Genomic DNA, 16,386 nt, shown 5'->3' on the forward strand with positions numbered 1-16,386 from the left:
GATCCATCATTCGGGGCGAAATCCAAATACGCCCCCGGTGCGTGTTACCACCACCAAAATTTGTCCTGCCAGCACCGGACGGCCCATGATGGCACTGCCATCCGTGCTCAACCGCTGCAAAGCCTGACCGTCCTGTTTGGACAAGAAATGCACCCAACCATTGTCATCACCGAATGCCACCGAACGGTCCAGGACCACTGGGGCTGTCACTCCACGAAAACGCAAGGCCTCCTGCGTCCAGGCGACTTGACCACCCGAACGCTGCCAGGCCACGACTTTGCTGTCGGACTCTGCGCCGTAAATCAGCTTGTCATCCCCATCAACGCCTTGGTGACCTTGCGCCGAGCGACTCCACAGGTTGGTTCCGCGGTTGCCATCAAGGCAGGCCACGGACGATTGAAAAGCACGGGCACAAACGGTAGTGCCCAATCGACTGACCCCGGCCACCATGTCAACCAGCCTTTCCACTTCGTTGGTACCTCGAGAAGCCCCCAACAAAGTTTCCCAGCGCACAACACCTGTTGTCGGATTCAAAGAAGCCAAACGTCCGCCCCAACCGGCCAACAAAGCATCCCCAAAAGGCATCAACAAACCGGCCTGCTTCAGGATCAGCGGATCGCTTGCACGTTGCTGCGTCCAGAGCTTTTGACCGGTCGCTCCGTCCAGGGCGGTCACCGCACGGTCTGCCGTCAATACAAACACCCGCTGACCAGCCACCACTGGCGGCGTGTATGACAAGGCCGACAAGGCATAGCGCCACAGCACTTTGCCCGCTTCCATGGCCACCACTTCGTTGTTGCCAGTGATCACCGCAAAGCGCTGACCATCACCCCCTACTCCGGCCTGAATGCTCGCATTCAGATTCAGACGCCAAATGTCCTTGCCGGTGTTGGCATCCAGTACAGCCACTTGGCCAGCCGTAGAGGCCACGGCCACTTGCGTCCCCTTGACCGAAGGGATCAAGGGCGTTGTGACTGAACCGATGCTGGTTTCCCAAAGTTTTTGAACCGTCAACTGTCCGGTGACCGTGGGCAAAGGGGCAGGCTTGGGTTTTTCAGGAGCACTCGAACAGGCTGCTGCCAAAACGGCCACCACAGCCAGCAAGGACCAACGCATGGACATCCGATATTTCACTTTTTGCTCTCCGAAACAGTCGCTGATTCAGGATCAACCCCCAAAGCATTGAGCTTGGCTTGAACCAGACGGCGGTAATCGGGGGTATTGACCAGCATTGCCCAAGCCTTTTGGTAAGCCGCAATGGCTTCAGGCGCTTGGCCTTTGGCTTGCAGTACATCACCACGCAGATCATCGGCCAAGCCCGCCATGGCAGGTGTGAAATCCTGGCCCAAAGTCTTCAGGGCATCGTCGTAGGCTTTGGCATCCAGTTGCAAACCAGCCAGACGCAGACGGGCGATGTCACGGTAAGCCGGGTCTGAAGCGCTGGTCGACACCCAGCCGAGCGCATCGCGTGCCGCATCGGCTTTGCCTTGCGTCAGCAGGCTTTTGGCGGCCAGCAAACCCGCTTGCTGTGCAAATTGTGTCGATGCGAATTTGTCTTTCATGTCAGCGAAACTGCGCTCCACGCGCGACACATCGCCAGACGCCACTGCGCGCTCGACTTCGTCATAAAGAGCAGAAGCCTTGACCGCCTGACTGCGTTGCCAGTAGTGGTAGCCATTCCAGGCCGCATAACCGCCCAACGCAGCGATCAGCAGCCATGAAATCAGGTTGCCCCACGTCTTCCAGAAATGCTTGATCTGGTCGAGTTGTTCTTGTTCTTCAAGGTCGAGTGCATTGGCCATGGTGTATTTACTGCTGTGTGCGCATCAAAGCGTGGATTGTAGGCTGTGGGCCCAAGTGGGCACTGTGGCCAAAGACTCGGTGCGCTGAGCACCCTGCCCGTCGCGCAGCGATTTGACCGCGACCTGGCCTTGCGCCAATTCTTCGGCGCCAAAGACCAAGGCAAAACGGGCACCTGAGCCATCGGCCTTCTTGAACTGGGACTTCATGCTGCCCATGCTGTCACCGCTGCCAGCGTGCATCTGGGCCGACACGCCTTGTGCACGCAAGGCTTGCAACACTTGCATGGCCACAGGCAAAGATGCAGCCTCTGGAACGATGGCGTAAACATCAGGCGCGATATCGAGCAAAGCATCGCCCTGCTCCTTGATGAGTTCGAGCACGCGCTCGACACCCAGCGCCCAGCCCACAGCGGGCGACGGCTTGCCGCCCACTTGTTCAATCAGGTAGTCGTAACGACCACCGCCACAGATCGTGCCTTGCGAGCCCAAGCTGGTGGTGATGAACTCGAACACCGTGAGGTTGTAGTAGTCCATGCCGCGCACAAGGCGCGGGTTGATGCTGTAGGCGACGCCATTGGCATCCAGAATGGCTTTGACCGCGTTGAAGTGCGCCAAAGAGGCTTCACCCAAAAAGTCGAGCAGACGCGGGGCCGACTCGACCACGCTTTGCATGGCCGGGTTCTTGGTGTCCAGAATGCGCAGCGGGTTGCTGTGCAGGCGGCGCTTGGCCTCTTCGTCCAGCACATCACTGTGCTTTTCGAGATGTGCGATCAGCGCTGCACGGTGGGCCTGGCGCTCGGCAGGTTGGCCCAGGCTGTTGAGTTCCAGTCGCACATCTTTCAGCCCCAACACTTTCCAAAGATCATTGGCCAGCAAAATCAGCTCGGCGTCGACCTCGGCACCACCAAAACCCAGCACCTCGGCACCGATCTGGTGGAACTGGCGGTAGCGGCCGCGCTGCGGGCGCTCATGGCGAAACATGGGGCCCATGTAATACAGGCGCTTGCCGCCTTCGTACAGCAAGTTGTGCTCCACCACGGCGCGCACCAAACCGGCCGTGCCTTCGGGGCGCAGGGTGAGCTGCTCGCCATTCAGGCGGTCTTCAAAGGAGTACATCTCCTTTTCGACGATGTCGGTCACCTCGCCCAAACCGCGCACGAACAGCGCAGTGGGCTCGACGATGGGCAGGCGCACATTGCGGTAGGCATAACGGGCCATGAGGCCGCGCACTTGGGCTTCCAGCCACTCCCAGCGCGCCGAGTCAGGCGGCAAGATGTCGTTCATGCCTTTGACGCCCGTCAGCTTCTGGGCTTTGGCCACCTTGGGCGCTTGTTCTTTTTGAGGCTCGCTCATTTTTTTTCAGTAGATCCGGAACCAAAACGGTTCTCAATGTAGTTTTCAACCAGCACCTGAAACTCTTGCGCGATGCCTTCGCCGCGCAAGGTCAGCCGCTTTTCACCGTCGATGAAGACCGGCGCAGACGGGGCTTCGCCCGTGCCCGGCAAGCTGATGCCAATGTCAGCGTGTTTGCTTTCACCCGGGCCGTTCACGATGCAGCCCATGACCGCCACCTTGAGGTTTTCCACCCCGGGGTAGCGCACACGCCAGATGGGCATCTGGGCGCGCAAAAAGTCGTCGATTTGCTTGGCCAGCTCCTGAAAGGTGCTGCTGGTGGTACGGCCACAGCCCGGGCAGGCCGTCACGCTGGGCACAAAAATGCGCAAACCCAACGACTGCAAGATTTCGGAGGCGATGACCACCTCTTGGGTGCGGGCTTCGCCCGGCTGGGGCGTCAGCGAGACACGGATCGTGTCGCCAATGCCCTCTTGCAGCAAGACAGACAAAGCCGCGGCTGAAGCCACCGTCCCCTTGGTGCCCATGCCCGCTTCGGTCAGGCCCAGGTGCAGCGGGTAATCGCAGCGACGGCCCAACTCACGGTAAACCGAAATCAAATCCTGCACACCCGAGACCTTGCACGACAAGGCGATCTGGGCACCGTTCATGCCCATGGCCTCGGCGCGTTGCGCGGACGTGATGGCCGAGGTGATCAACGCTTCGTACATGACCTGGCGTGCCTCCCAGGGTGCTGCGCGCTGGCTGTTGACATCCATCAACTCGGCCAGCAATTCCTGATCGAGGCTGCCCCAGTTGACGCCAATGCGGATGGCTTTGTCATAGCGCATGGCCGCTTCGATCATCTGACCGAACTGCACGTCGCGTTTGTCGCCTTTGCCCACGTTGCCGGGGTTGATGCGGTATTTGGACAGCGCCTCGGCGCAGGCAGGATAGTCGGTCAGCAGGCGGTGGCCGTTGTAATGGAAGTCACCGATCAGGGGCACGTCAATGCCCATCTTGTCGAGCTGGTCGCGAATGTGCGGCACAGCCTCGGCAGCTTCGGGCGTGTTCACGGTGATGCGCACCATCTCGGAGCCGGCAATCGCCAGCTCCTTGACCTGAATGGCCGTGCCAATCACGTCCACCGTATCGGTGTTGGTCATGGACTGCACGCGCACAGAGGCGCCGCCGCCCACAGTGACGACGCGCGAACCCCAGACCACTTTGGACTGACGACTCATGCGCTGAGCAGGCAACGCAATCGCAATGGGCATGGAAGGTGTTGTCATTCTTTCACCTCAAAACGTGCTACGGTGACCTTGGTGTGGGGCTTGAGGTCAAAGGGTTCACCTCGGTATTTGACCGTGACCCCATGAGCACGCCCCACCGTGACATTCATCGGTAAGGCATTTTTCACGCTCTTGGATTCACCCGCTTGCAAGACGCCGCTCCAGATCACCTGGTTTTGCCCACCGCGCACTTCAATCCATGTCATATCGGAAGCCGAAAACACCAGTTCAGGCAGCGCGGAGGTCACGTTGGTCGCTGTGGAGCTGACTACAGGCGCTGCGGAGACCGGCTGGGGAGATGGCGCAGCTGTAGTCACAACAGCAACCCCAAGTTGCGCTGGGGGCAAGCCTGCAGGGTCTGAAGCCTGAGGCGACACATCGGTGGGCGGAAAAACGGGTGCGGACAGTGAAGCATCAGGTTCACTCACCACCTTAGACTGTTCCGCGGGGCGGGACTTGAACCAGTCAGTCAGTGGACCGACCCATGGCCACTGCGACGGACCGGGAAGCCAAATGAGTGCAACAGTCAACACCAACATGACAGCCGCCACCCACAAGGCCTGGGGTGACAACACCCGTGCAGAGGCCGGATGCGAAACATTCAGGCTCATATCAGACAAGCTTGATTTCACAAGCAAATGACTGGCCTTCACATGATCAGATGCCTTGGGCAACAAGGCCAACATAGGGGCTGGATCTGTCTGCAACTGACGACAGACACTGGCGGTCAAGGCCCGCACAAAAACAGGGCCTTTGGCGGGATCGTACTCATCGGCCTCAAGCGCCTCCAGTTGCCGAACCGAGACTTTCAAATTGACCGACAAAACCGCCAAGTGCACACCGGCCTTGATCCGGGCCGCACGCAGCAATTGCCCTGCAGTGACCGCTTCAGGGGCATCAGGCGGTGAAGGGGGCATCGAGCCTTCGTCAAGCTTTGGGGTTTCCGACATCACTGATCTCTTGGGTAATCAACAGAAGAAACAGGAACCAAGGCGATGGTACGCTGCTGCGCGATTCGGTTGTGCACTTGTGTCCGGTCTTTGACATCTCCCGCCAGTTGCCCACAAGCGGCATCAATGTCGTCCCCACGGGTTTTACGCACTGTGGTCACCAGACCCGCATCCTGCAATTTCTTGGCGAACGCTTGGACACGCGCATTGGAGGAGCGCAGCAAACCCGAGGCGGGAAATGGGTTGAACGGGATCAAGTTGAATTTGCAGCGCAAACCCTGACGAGCATGTTTTTGAACCAAATCAATCAACTGTTCCGCATGCTCAGGCTGATCGTTCACACCCTCGAGCATGCAATATTCAAACGTGATGAAGTCACGCGGGGCATGCGCCAGGTAGGCAATGCACGCTTGCATCAGCTCATCCAGCGGGTATTTGCGGTTGAGCGGTACCAGGTTGTCACGCAGTGCATCATTGGGCGCATGCAGGGACACGGCCAGCGCCACCGGGCAATCGGCCGACAAACGCTCGATCATGGGCACCACACCAGAGGTGGACACCGTGACACGTCGCCGCGACAGACCATAGCCGTGGTCATCGAGCATGGTGCGCAAGGCGGGCACCAGGGCCGAATAGTTTTGTAGCGGCTCACCCATGCCCATCATCACCACATTGGAGATGACGCGTTCATCGGTTTTGAGGTATTTGCGCAAAAAGTGCTCGGCAAACCACAGCTGAGCCAGGATTTCACCTGTCGTCAAGTTGCGGCTGAAGCCTTGATGGCCGGTGGAGCAAAAACGGCAACCCACTGCGCACCCGGCCTGCGAAGAAACACACAAGGTGCCGCGGTCGTCTTCGGGGATGAACACCGATTCGATGGCATTGCCATCGCCCACGTCAAACAGCCACTTGATGGTGCCGTCGCTGGAGATATGTTGGCTGATCACGGGCAGCGCTGAGACATGCGCGTGCGTTTTGAGCTTCTGGCGCAAGGACTTGGCCAGATCACTCATCTGATCGAAATCAGAGGCGCCCCGCTGGTGAATCCAGCGGAACAATTGGGTGGCCCGAAAGCGCTTTTCACCCAGACCGTCGCAAAAAACGGCCAGACCTTCCAGGTCGAATTCGAGAAGGTTGGCCGTCATCGGGTCAAGGTCGCGCTGGAGCCGCGACGCGATCAGCGCGCGTAAACGTTCATGCCGGGGAAGAAGAAAGCAACTTCAGCGGCAGCGGTTTCAGGAGCGTCAGAGCCGTGGACAGCGTTGGCATCGATGCTGTCTGCGAAGTCAGCGCGGATGGTGCCAGCGTCGGCTTTCTTGGGATCGGTAGCGCCCATCAGGTCACGGTTCTTGGCAATGGCGTTCTCGCCCTGCAGGGCTTGAATCATCACAGGGCCAGAAATCATGAAGTCGACCAAGTCCTTGAAGAAAGGACGTGCGCTGTGCACAGCGTAGAACTGCTCGGCTTCGCCGCGTGACAGGTGGGCCATCTTGGCGGCAACCACTTTCAGGCCAGCAGCTTCAAAACGAGCGTAGATCTGACCGATCACGTTTTTGGCAACTGCGTCGGGTTTGATGATGGAGAGTGTGCGTTCGATGGCCATGGTATTTCCTGAAATTAAAGTGTTTTTAAGCATTTTTGCCCTGCGGCAAAGCCCACTATTCTAACCTGAGCGAGACTGCCAAATGGCAGCGCGGGGCCACATGCCCCCACGATGAAAACCGAAATCAACGGCTGCGCCCGGTGCCGCGTCCGCCTCGGCCTGTTCCGCCCGGGGCCTTTTTCAAGCGATTGAAGCTCTCGGCTCCAATGTACTTGGCTTCAGTCTTCGGTGCATCCGACTTCGCATGCAAGCCGGAGCCGCCCGGCGCCTGGTTGGGTTTGGCCGCTGGTTTGGCGCGCGGCACAGCCGAACCGGCCCTGCCCTGTCCGCCAGTACGGGGACGGCGATCGTTACGGTCGGTTCTTGAAACCGGGCGCGCGGGCACGGCGCGCGGCCGGTCAAGGGTGCCCGCAGCACGCATCAGTGAGCGAATATCGGCTTCATCAAGCTCCAGCCAGGCGCCACGGCGCAGTCCGTGTGGCAAAACCATGGCGCCGTAGCGGATGCGAATCAGGCGGCTCACGGCATGCCCGACCGACTCCATCATGCGTCGTACTTCGCGGTTGCGGCCTTCCGAGATCGTCACGCGGTACCAGCAGTTGGAGCCCTCACCGCCACCGTCTTCGATGGAGCCGAACTGGGCCATACCGTCATCCAGCATCACACCGTCGAGCAGGCGTTGCTTTTCTTCCTTGCTCAATGCGCCAAGAACACGTACGGCGTACTCACGCTCGAGACCAAAACGCGGGTGCATCAACTGGTTGGCCAATTCACCCGAGCTGGTGAACAGCAGCAAGCCTTCTGTGTTCAAGTCCAGACGCCCAACAGACTGCCATTTGCCGTTCATCAGGCGCGGCAACTTGCGAAAAACAGAGGGCCGGTTTTGCGGGTCATCGTGGCTCACGATTTCGCCAGCGGGCTTGTGATAAGCAATCACCCTCGCCGGTGGCGGATCAATGCGGATGCGGATCGGTTTGCCATTGACCTTGATCTGGTCGCCGTACTGAACGCGCTGACCGACGTGGGCCGGCTCGTTGTTGACCACCACGCGGCCTTCGGCAATGAGTTTCTCCATCTCCAGGCGTGAGCCCATGCCCGCCTGAGCCAACACCTTGTGCAATTTGGGTGAGTCGACTTCAGGCGCCAACACCCGTTTGCCCAAATCAATGTCCGAGGACGGCTGGGCTGACTCTTCTTCGTCAAATTGTCCCGACACCACATCGGACAATTCGATGGGCTTGTAGATGATCTCAGCGGGCGCAGCCTTGGACTTGCGGGTGCGGGATTCTTCGGCACTGAGTGCGGTCGAAGCTGTGTCGTGTGTCTTGGAGTTCATGGATTCTCGGGTTCTTCGCCGTGCAAGGGGCTGGTGGATGTAGGAGGCTCGGAGGCGTCTGGATCAGTGGCATCCAAAGGCAAAACCGTGGGCAAGTGGGCCGCATCATGCGGCTCGGGCTCATCAAAAGGCAAGGAGCCAGACACTTGCCCAATGGCCTCCTCCAGAGACAGCACCGGCTGAACGGGCTGCTCTTGCACCAATTGGGCCAAAGCCGAAGCCTGGCCATCAGCCTGCGTCAGCATGGGCAACTGGTCCAGCGACGACAGCCCCAGATCGTCCAAAAATTGACGCGTGGTCGCAAACAACCCGGGGCGCCCCACCGTTTCACGGTGGCCGATGACCTCGACCCACCCTCGGTCTTCAAGTTGCTTGATGATTTGCGAACTGATGGTGACCCCGCGAATGTCTTCCATGTCCCCCCGCGTGACCGGCTGCCGGTACGCAATGATGGCCAGGGTTTCCAGGACCGCACGGGTGTATTTGGGGGGCTTTTCCGGATGCAGGCGGTCGAGGTACTCACGCATCTCCGGGCGGCTTTGAAAGCGCCAGCCACTGGCCACGCAGGCCAGCTCCAGACCCCGTTGGGCCCATTCGAGCTGGAGTTCTTGCAGCATTTGCCGCAGGGTGTCGGCCCCGAGTGCATCGTCAAATAAGGTGCGCAGCTCGCGCAATGACAAAGGCTGGCCTGCAGTGAGCAGAGCCGTTTCCAGGACACGCTTGGCTTGCGCCGTATTCATGGTGTCTATCTTTCGGGAAAAAGACGCCTCACGGCGTCAAAGGTGCAGAGGTGATGGCTGCTTCAAGCACTGAAACAAGCCCATTCTGGTGAGCTCAAACCCCTATGGCCAAGCTCTGGATGCGCCCAAACCGGATGATCGGCTCAAGCTCCCTGTAAAAGGCCATTGTAGCTGAGGCCTCCCAAAACCAGGGCTTGCGCCATGTCGGCAGGCAAATCGGTGGTCAGGTCGATGGATTCTCCCGTGATCGGGTGTGTGAAGGCCAAATGCCAAGCATGCAAAGCCTGACGCAGCATGCCCAGTGCAGGAGAGCCCCCGTACACAGCATCGGCCAGCAAGGGATGCCCCACATGGGCCATGTGAACGCGAATCTGGTGTGTGCGCCCGGTATGCAAAGTGCATTGCACCAGACAGTAGCGCTCATTTTGGTCCAGCACATCCACGGTGGTGGCGGCCGTTTTGCCCGATTGGTAAGCCAAATCAACCACCGCCATGCGCAGACGATTGGCCGGATCACGGCCAATCGCAGCCTCAATCGTCAGGGGAGACGGCGCCGTCCAAGCCTTGTGCGCAATGGCCACGTACTGGCGATGGACTTCACGCGCGGCGATTTGCTGCACCAAAGCATCCATGGCTTGGCGCGTGCGTGCCACCACCATCAAGCCACTGGTGTCTTTGTCCAAGCGGTGCACGATGCCCGCCCGGGGCACTTCGGCGGCTGCAGCATCCAGTGCCAAAAGGCCATTGAGCAAAGTACCGCGCCAATTGCCAGGCGCAGGATGCACAACCAGCCCGGCAGGCTTGTGGATCACGCGCAAATGGGCGTCCTCGTACACCACGTCGATGGGCATGGCCTCTGGCACAAAGGCCTGCGACTGCGGCGTGGCGCGCAAGGTCACTTGAACACGATGGCCCAGACGCACCTTGGTTGACACCTTGGTGGTCACACGTTCATCAACCAGGACATCGCCCTGCTCGATCAGTTGCTGCAAATAGCTGCGTGAAAACTCAGGCACCATTTGGGCCAGGGCGCGGTCAAGCCGCTGGCCATGCAAATCGATGGGCACCTGGGTGGTTCGGACTTCCACCTCAGGGCTCTCGCCGAGGCGTTCAGTGTCGTCGGCCAATGGGGTTATTGCCGCTTCGGCGGCGGAGGGGGTCGATATAATCAATTCGATTGAACAGTTCAAGGACGTCAGAGATGCAAAGCTTCAGATTATCGGTGGTTCCAGCCAGCTTGGTGGTGGCTTTGGGCCTCCTTCTGTCAGGCTGCTCCAACACGCCCAAAGACATCACGGCAGGCTGGACGCCTGAGAAGATTTACAACGAAGCACGCGACGAAGTCAACGCAGGCGCCTGGGACAAAGCCATCGGCCTGCATGAAAAGCTCGAAGGCCGTGCTGCTGGCACTGTCCTGGCACAGCAAGCTCAGATTGACAAGGCTTTTGCCCAATACAAAACAGGTGACAAGGTTCAGGCTGTGGCCACACTGGATCGGTTCATTCGTCTGCATCCAACCAGTCCTGCGCTGGATTACGCGATTTACCTCAAAGGACTGGTCAACTTCAACGACAACCTGGGCCTGTTCTCGGCCATCACCAACCAGGATTTGTCAGAACGTGATCAAAAAGCGGCCAAAGACTCTTACGAGTCATTCCGGGAGTTAACCACACGCTTTCCCGACTCCAAATACGCGCCAGAAGCTCGCCAGCGCATGACCTACATAGTCAACTCGCTGGCCACTTATGAGGTGCACGTGGCACGTTATTACGCCAGCCGTGGCGCCCACATTGCGGCCATCAACCGTGCTCAGCAAGCCATCACAGATTACCCGGGTGTGCCTGCCCTTGAAGAAGCGCTGGCCATTTTGGTCAAGTCTTACGACGCCATGGGCATGACCACATTGCGCGACGACACCCTGCGCATTCTGGAAACGAACTTCCCTCAATCGCAATTCCTTCAGGCCAACAGCGTCAAAAAGTCGTCGAGCTGGTGGCGTCTGTGGTGAGTTGCTGCACCAGGTCCAGAAACTCGGCATAAGAACTCAAGCGGCGCATCTCGGGCAAGCCCCGAACCAATCGCCGCCCATAAGACATCGTGGCCAATCGGTTGTCACACACCACCAACACACCTTTGTCTGTCTCACTGCGAATCAATCGGCCCGCACCCTGCTTGAGCGTGACTGCTGCCTCGGGTAAGGCATGGTCGGCAAATGCGCTCTTGCCCTCTCGCGTCACTCGCTGGCTGCGGGCTTCAAACAAGGGATCACCCGGTGGCGGGAATGGCAATTTGTCAATGATCACCAATTGCAGGGCATCGCCGGGTACGTCAAAGCCTTCCCAAAAAGTGGCAGAAGCCACCAACACACATCCCGAGCGGCCCTCGCCCGCCCCTTCTCTGAAGCGCTCCATGAGGCGGCGCTTGGGGCTTTGACCTTGCACCAGCACCTCCACATTGGCGCTGGCGTCCAGACGGGACTGCAAATATTCGCCGATCGTGCGCATGGCGTTCAACGTCGTGGTCAACACCAGCGTTCGCCCACCCAAAAGCCGCACGGCTTCTTCGACCAACTGGGCCACTTGCAAAGCGTGCCCCGGATCTCCGGGCTTGGGCAAATGCTCAGGTACATACAAAGCGGCTTGACGGGCATAGTCAAACGGACTGGTGACCTGCATCACAGTAGCCGATGTCAACCCACAGGGCTCTGTGAACCAGCGCAGCGAAGGATCATCACCCAACGTGGCCGACGTGAAGACCCAAGCCCGTTGCCCAGCATCGACCTGAGCCACAGCCTCCTCAGGGGACATAGCAGGCTCAGATGCACCCAAGTGGGCCATCAAATCTTCAGACGCATCTTGACCAGGCGGCCTGGAGGCCACGGGTTTCGTCAAGGCGGAAAAAGCCTGGGCAATGTCCAGTGGCGACTCGACCAGACGAAGTTGCGCGCTCACCTCTGCCCAGCGAACCCCTTCCGGGTCAGGGGCGCTTGAAAACAAGGCTGTTCGCTGCAAAAGCTCCCGAGTGCGTTCACACAGTCGCTGGAAATCCGGGGCCAGCTCGCTGACCGTATCCAGACCCGCCATCAACAGTTCCAGCGAGATGCTCAGAGTCTTCAGCGCCTGCGTCCACTCGGACTCATCCACCCCTTCGGGCAAGGCATGCGTCCAGCGCAAACGCACAGATCCCCGGTGCATGCCTGCCGCCAAACGCAAATCACGCGACGCCTTTTCCAGCTGGCCGCTCAAGGTCTGCCAATCCACCAAACCCCGCGCCAATTGAAGGCCGGTGGCCAGCACATCACGCGCCAATTCGAGCAATTGCACCGTGGACAACTGCTTCCCCAAGAAGTTCACGCCAATCTCATTGAGCTGGTGCGCCTCGTCAAATACGGTCACCCGCACGGTAGGCAACAGCTCGGCCACGCCCGACTCGCGCACCGCCATGTCGGCAAAAAACAAATGGTGATTGATGACCACCACATCGGAAGCCATGGCCTCTTTGCGTGCCAGCATCACATGGCAGGCCCTGTAACGCGGGCAGCTCGAACCCAGGCAGTTGTCCCGGGTCGAGGTGACCAAAGGCCACAGCGAAGAACGCTCATCCAGACCTGTCAATTCGGCCATGTCACCGGTGCGGGTGGACTGAGCCCAAGTTTCGATTTTGGCCAAGGCCTTTTGAGCCCCGGGCTGGGCAGATTCCGGACTGTGCCTGGCCTGCTCCATGCGGTGCAGACACAAATAATTGGAGCGACCTTTGAGCAAAGCCACCCGAACAGGCAAGCCCAGCACCTCGACCAGTCGGGGGATGTCCCGTGAAAACAACTGGTCTTGCAATGCCTTGGTGGCGGTGGACACCAGCGCTCGTTGGCCACTCAACAAGACCGGCACCAGGTAAGCATAGGTTTTACCGACACCGGTACCCGCCTCCACCACCAGTTGGCCGCCCTCTTGCACGGTCTGGCTCACCGCCATCGCCATGTCGGTTTGTCCCTGCCTGGGCTGAAAACCAGGCACAACCTGAGCCAACACACCGTGATCTGACAGGGTCTCGGCCACCCTTTGTCCCAATAGACTCAAGCGGGCTCCTTGGGGTCCAACAATTGTTGCAACTTCGCGATTTGGTCACGCAAGGCCAGACGCCGTTTTTTCAGACGCCGCAAGCGCAACTCGTCCAGTGACAGAGGCAATAAAGTGGCCTGGTCAATCAGCGCATCCAGATCTGCGTGCTCCATTTGCCATTCGATCAATTGGCGCTGCGGCGAACGCAAGTCGGTATGAGTTGTGTCCATCATGGTGACGAACGACTTTCTGGCTGTTTGCCTTCCAGCCGAATTTGACGCTGCTCCGTGCGCCACTGACGCTCTTCCTCATTAAAGCGCAACTCCTGCTGGCGAATGGGCTCCAGAGCCTGCCTACGGACTTTGCGCACATCACTCAGACAGGCATTGACCGCCAATTTTTGCCAACAATCACGGGCCTGCTGCTCATGGGCGGCCATCACGACTTGACGCTCCATGGTCAATTTTTCGCGGCCCAACACAATGTGCTCAGGCAAAGCATTCTGCGTCTGTGCGCTAGCGCCCGACACACTGAACACCGCCATAAGCCAACACAGCCGTTTGATCATGTCAGGTGCGTGTCCACAGTGCGGTGCTCGAGCGCCAGAAATTCGCTCGACTGCATCTCGTGCAGGCGCGAGATGGTGCGCGGGAACTCATGCGACATGGGCCCTTGCAGATAAAGCGCTTCGGGTTCCACGGCCGCTGACAGAATGAGCTTGACGCGGCGGTCATACAGCACATCGATCAGCCAGGTGAAGCGCCTTGCTTCGGACGCCATGCTGACGGGCAGTTGCGGCACATTGCTCAAGAGCACCGTATGAAACTGCGTGGCGATCTCCAAATAGTCGTTTTGCGAACGCGGGCCACCGCAAATGGCCATGAAGTCGAACCAGACCACGTCACCCGAACGACGGCGCGACTGGATCTTGCGGGCCTCGATGTGCAACACAGGATCTTCGTCGGGTCCTGTGGCAAGGCGGTTGAAGGCGTCCTGCATTTCAGCATCGGCCTGCGCCCCCAAGGGAGAGTGGTACAGCTTGACCATCTCCAGCGTGCGGCGGCGGTAATCGGTGCCGTTGTCGACGTTCAGCACATTCATGCGCTGGTTAAGCAAGGCAATGGCGGGCAGGATGCGATCGCGGTGCAGACCGTTCGGATACAGGCCATCGGGCATGAAGTTGGACGTGGTCACAAAACCCACGCCGTTGTCAAACAGCGCCACAAGCAAGCGGTGCAGGATCATCGCATCGGTGATGTCGGCCACATGGAACTCATCAAAGCAGATCAACCGATAGCGCTTGGCCATTTTCTTGCCCAGCACATCCAGCGGGTTCACGGTGCCTTGCATGGCGGTCAGCTCGCGGTGCACCTCGCGCATGAACTCGTGAAAATGCAGGCGAGTTTTACGCTTGATCGGCACCGCTTCATAAAAGCAGTCCATCAGAAAACTCTTACCCCGCCCTACTCCACCAAACATGTACACCCCCTTGGGAATGTCAGGACGGTGGATGAGTTTTTTCAGGGCGTTGGAGCGTTTGGCGCGGTAAACCGCCCATTCGCTCGCGCAGCGCTCCAGCGCCTCGATAGCGCGCAACTGAGCAGGATCGCTCTGAAAGCCGCGTTTGCGGAGTTCTTCTTCGTAAACAGCACGAACGGACATGGGCGGATCGATCTTCGACTTCAAAACAAAACCCGGAAAAAAACCCGGGACAATGCCCGGGTTTTGGGGATGCAAGAACTTTAACTCAACTCATCCGGGGCCGCAGCCACAAACGGGTCATGGGCTTAGAAGTTCAGGGTGCGCTTGTCCACGGCCAGAGCTGCTTCCTTGGTCGCTTCACTCAAACTGGGGTGAGCGTGGCAAATGCGTGCGATGTCTTCAGCGCTGGCGCGGAATTCCATCGCCACCACAGCTTCAGAAATCAACTCTGACACCTGTGGGCCCACCATGTGCACGCCCAGGATTTCGTCGGTCGTGGCATCGGCCAAGAACTTCACCATGCCGGTGGTGTCGCCCAAAGCGCGTGCACGGCCGTTCGCGAGGAACGGGAATGTGCCAGCTTTATAAGCCACGCCGTCGGCCTTGAGCTGCTGCTCTGTGCGGCCCACCCAAGCGATTTCGGGGCTGGTGTAGATGACCCAAGGGATGGTGTTGAAGTTGACATGGCCGTGTTGGCCAGCCATGCGCTCGGCCACAGCAACGCCTTCTTCTTCGGCTTTGTGCGCGAGCATCGGGCCATGCACAACGTCGCCCACCGCCCAAACGCCGGGGACGTTGGTTTTGCATTCACCGTCCACCACAATGGCACCGCGCTCGTCGAGCTGCAAGCCAATGGCTTCGGCATTCAAACCAATCGTGTTAGGCACGCGACCGATAGAGACGATGAGCTTGTCAGCATCCAAAACAATGGCTTCGCCCTTGGCGTTGGTGTAGTTGACGGTCACACCGTTCTTGCCATTGACGATTTCGCCGACTTTCACGCCGAGTTCGATCTTCAGGCCTTGCTTGTCGAAAGCCTTCTTGGCTTCCTTGGCGATTTGCTCGTCCACCGCGCCCAAGAATGTGGGCAGGCCTTCGAGGATGGTGACTTCTGCACCCAGGCGACGCCAGACCGAGCCCATCTCCAGACCGATCACGCCGGAACCGATCAAGGCCAGCTTCTTGGGCACAGCACCCACGCGCAACGCGCCGTCGTTGGACAACACGTTGACTTCGTCAAACGGTGTGCCGGGCAGCGCACGGGCGTTGGAGCCGGTGGCGATGATGACTTGCTTGGCCGTGATGGACTCTTCGGTCTTGCCCGCCACGTTGAGGGTGTAACCGCCTTCGGCCTTGCCCGCAAAACTGCCACGACCGTGGAAGAAGGTGACCTTGTTTTTCTTGAACAGGTACAAGATGCCGTCGTTGTTTTGCTTCACGACGGTGTCTTTGCGGGCGATCATCTTGGCCACGTCCATCTTCACGTCCGTGGCGGTGATGCCGTGGTCAGCAAAGTGGTGGTTGGCGTGCTCAAAGTGCTCGCTGGACTGCAGCAAAGCCTTGGAGGGGATGCAACCCACGTTAGTACAAGTGCCGCCGGGCGCTGGGCCACCGGCTGCGTTTTTCCACTCGTCGATACAAGCGACTTGGAAACCGAGTTGTGCAGCGCGGATGGCTGCTATGTAGCCACCGGGGCCACCGCCGATGACGACGACGTCAAATTGTTTGCTCATGGTGTTTGTCTTCAGGATGAAAAACGCCCCCTTGACAGGGGGCATTCAAAACAAGGGG

16 protein-coding genes are annotated in these 16,386 nt (G+C 59.1%); 1 reads left to right on the top strand and 15 read right to left on the bottom strand.

The features are described 5' to 3' along the window. Positions 1-6: 6 nt before the first annotated feature. From bamB to B9Z51_RS07740, 10 genes are all read right to left on the bottom strand, one after another. A complete protein-coding gene (gene bamB, locus B9Z51_RS07695; RefSeq protein ID WP_233254877.1) occupies positions 7-1,116 on the bottom strand; it encodes an outer membrane protein assembly factor BamB in 1,110 nt (369 codons plus the stop codon). Between the two features lie 14 nt (positions 1,117-1,130). Continuing rightward, complete coding sequence (locus B9Z51_RS07700) at positions 1,131-1,802, bottom strand: tetratricopeptide repeat protein (protein WP_108373397.1); 672 nt, start codon at positions 1,800-1,802, stop codon at positions 1,131-1,133. A gap of 24 nt (positions 1,803-1,826) precedes the next feature. Next, the gene (gene hisS, locus B9Z51_RS07705; RefSeq protein WP_108373399.1) at positions 1,827-3,155 is read right to left on the bottom strand and encodes a histidine--tRNA ligase; all 1,329 of its coding nucleotides are present in this window, start codon (positions 3,153-3,155) and stop codon (positions 1,827-1,829) included. After that, positions 3,152-4,426, bottom strand: a complete 1,275-nt coding sequence (gene ispG / locus B9Z51_RS07710) for a flavodoxin-dependent (E)-4-hydroxy-3-methylbut-2-enyl-diphosphate synthase (protein WP_108373401.1) — start codon at positions 4,424-4,426, stop codon at positions 3,152-3,154. The genes hisS and ispG overlap by 4 nt, the downstream gene beginning before the upstream one ends. Then, positions 4,423-5,376, bottom strand: a complete 954-nt coding sequence (locus tag B9Z51_RS07715) for a helix-turn-helix domain-containing protein (RefSeq protein WP_108373403.1) — start codon at positions 5,374-5,376, stop codon at positions 4,423-4,425. The genes ispG and B9Z51_RS07715 overlap by 4 nt, the downstream gene beginning before the upstream one ends. After that, on the bottom strand, positions 5,376-6,521 hold the full coding sequence (rlmN, locus tag B9Z51_RS07720; RefSeq protein WP_108373405.1) for a 23S rRNA (adenine(2503)-C(2))-methyltransferase RlmN: 1,146 nt from the start codon (positions 6,519-6,521) through the stop codon (positions 5,376-5,378). Before rlmN ends, B9Z51_RS07715 begins: the two co-directional genes overlap by 1 nt. A 32-nt stretch (positions 6,522-6,553) precedes the next feature. Continuing rightward, positions 6,554-6,979 carry a nucleoside-diphosphate kinase gene (ndk, locus tag B9Z51_RS07725; protein WP_053176502.1) on the bottom strand — a complete coding sequence of 142 codons (426 nt, stop codon included), beginning with the start codon at positions 6,977-6,979 and terminating at the stop codon, positions 6,554-6,556. A gap of 124 nt (positions 6,980-7,103) precedes the next feature. Beyond that, positions 7,104-8,315 carry a pseudouridine synthase gene (locus tag B9Z51_RS07730; RefSeq protein WP_108373406.1) on the bottom strand — a complete coding sequence of 404 codons (1,212 nt, stop codon included), beginning with the start codon at positions 8,313-8,315 and terminating at the stop codon, positions 7,104-7,106. After that, a complete protein-coding gene (gene scpB / locus B9Z51_RS07735; protein WP_108373408.1) occupies positions 8,312-9,055 on the bottom strand; it encodes an SMC-Scp complex subunit ScpB in 744 nt (247 codons plus the stop codon). The genes B9Z51_RS07730 and scpB overlap by 4 nt, the downstream gene beginning before the upstream one ends. A 143-nt stretch (positions 9,056-9,198) precedes the next feature. Beyond that, the gene (locus tag B9Z51_RS07740; protein ID WP_369958780.1) at positions 9,199-10,182 is read right to left on the bottom strand and encodes an RluA family pseudouridine synthase; all 984 of its coding nucleotides are present in this window, start codon (positions 10,180-10,182) and stop codon (positions 9,199-9,201) included. 74 nt (positions 10,183-10,256) lie between these two features. On the opposite strand from B9Z51_RS07740, the gene B9Z51_RS07745 reads away from it, so the two are divergent. Further along, positions 10,257-11,063, top strand: coding sequence for an outer membrane protein assembly factor BamD (locus B9Z51_RS07745; RefSeq protein ID WP_108373412.1), 807 nt, complete (start codon positions 10,257-10,259; stop codon positions 11,061-11,063). Here B9Z51_RS07745 and B9Z51_RS07750 read toward each other — a convergent pair. The 5 genes from B9Z51_RS07750 to lpdA form a co-directional block, all read right to left on the bottom strand. Beyond that, positions 11,029-13,131, bottom strand: coding sequence for an ATP-dependent DNA helicase (locus B9Z51_RS07750; RefSeq protein ID WP_369958781.1), 2,103 nt, complete (start codon positions 13,129-13,131; stop codon positions 11,029-11,031). The two genes, B9Z51_RS07745 and B9Z51_RS07750, sit on opposite strands and share 35 nt — an antisense overlap. Beyond that, positions 13,128-13,343: a DUF465 domain-containing protein gene (locus B9Z51_RS07755; protein WP_108373414.1), complete on the bottom strand. Its 216-nt coding sequence runs from the start codon at positions 13,341-13,343 to the stop codon at positions 13,128-13,130. The genes B9Z51_RS07750 and B9Z51_RS07755 overlap by 4 nt, the downstream gene beginning before the upstream one ends. Next, positions 13,343-13,681: a hypothetical protein gene (locus B9Z51_RS07760; RefSeq protein ID WP_108373416.1), complete on the bottom strand. Its 339-nt coding sequence runs from the start codon at positions 13,679-13,681 to the stop codon at positions 13,343-13,345. The genes B9Z51_RS07755 and B9Z51_RS07760 overlap by 1 nt, the downstream gene beginning before the upstream one ends. Then, the gene (gene zapE, locus B9Z51_RS07765; RefSeq protein WP_108374845.1) at positions 13,678-14,775 is read right to left on the bottom strand and encodes a cell division protein ZapE; all 1,098 of its coding nucleotides are present in this window, start codon (positions 14,773-14,775) and stop codon (positions 13,678-13,680) included. The genes B9Z51_RS07760 and zapE overlap by 4 nt, the downstream gene beginning before the upstream one ends. Positions 14,776-14,900: 125 nt before the next feature. Continuing rightward, positions 14,901-16,328 carry a dihydrolipoyl dehydrogenase gene (lpdA, locus tag B9Z51_RS07770; protein ID WP_108374847.1) on the bottom strand — a complete coding sequence of 476 codons (1,428 nt, stop codon included), beginning with the start codon at positions 16,326-16,328 and terminating at the stop codon, positions 14,901-14,903. Between the last annotated feature and the right edge of the window lie 58 nt (positions 16,329-16,386).

Origin of the sequence: Limnohabitans sp. T6-5 (assembly GCF_003063315.1) — a bacterium.
GTDB lineage: Bacteria > Pseudomonadota > Gammaproteobacteria > Burkholderiales > Burkholderiaceae_C > Limnohabitans_A.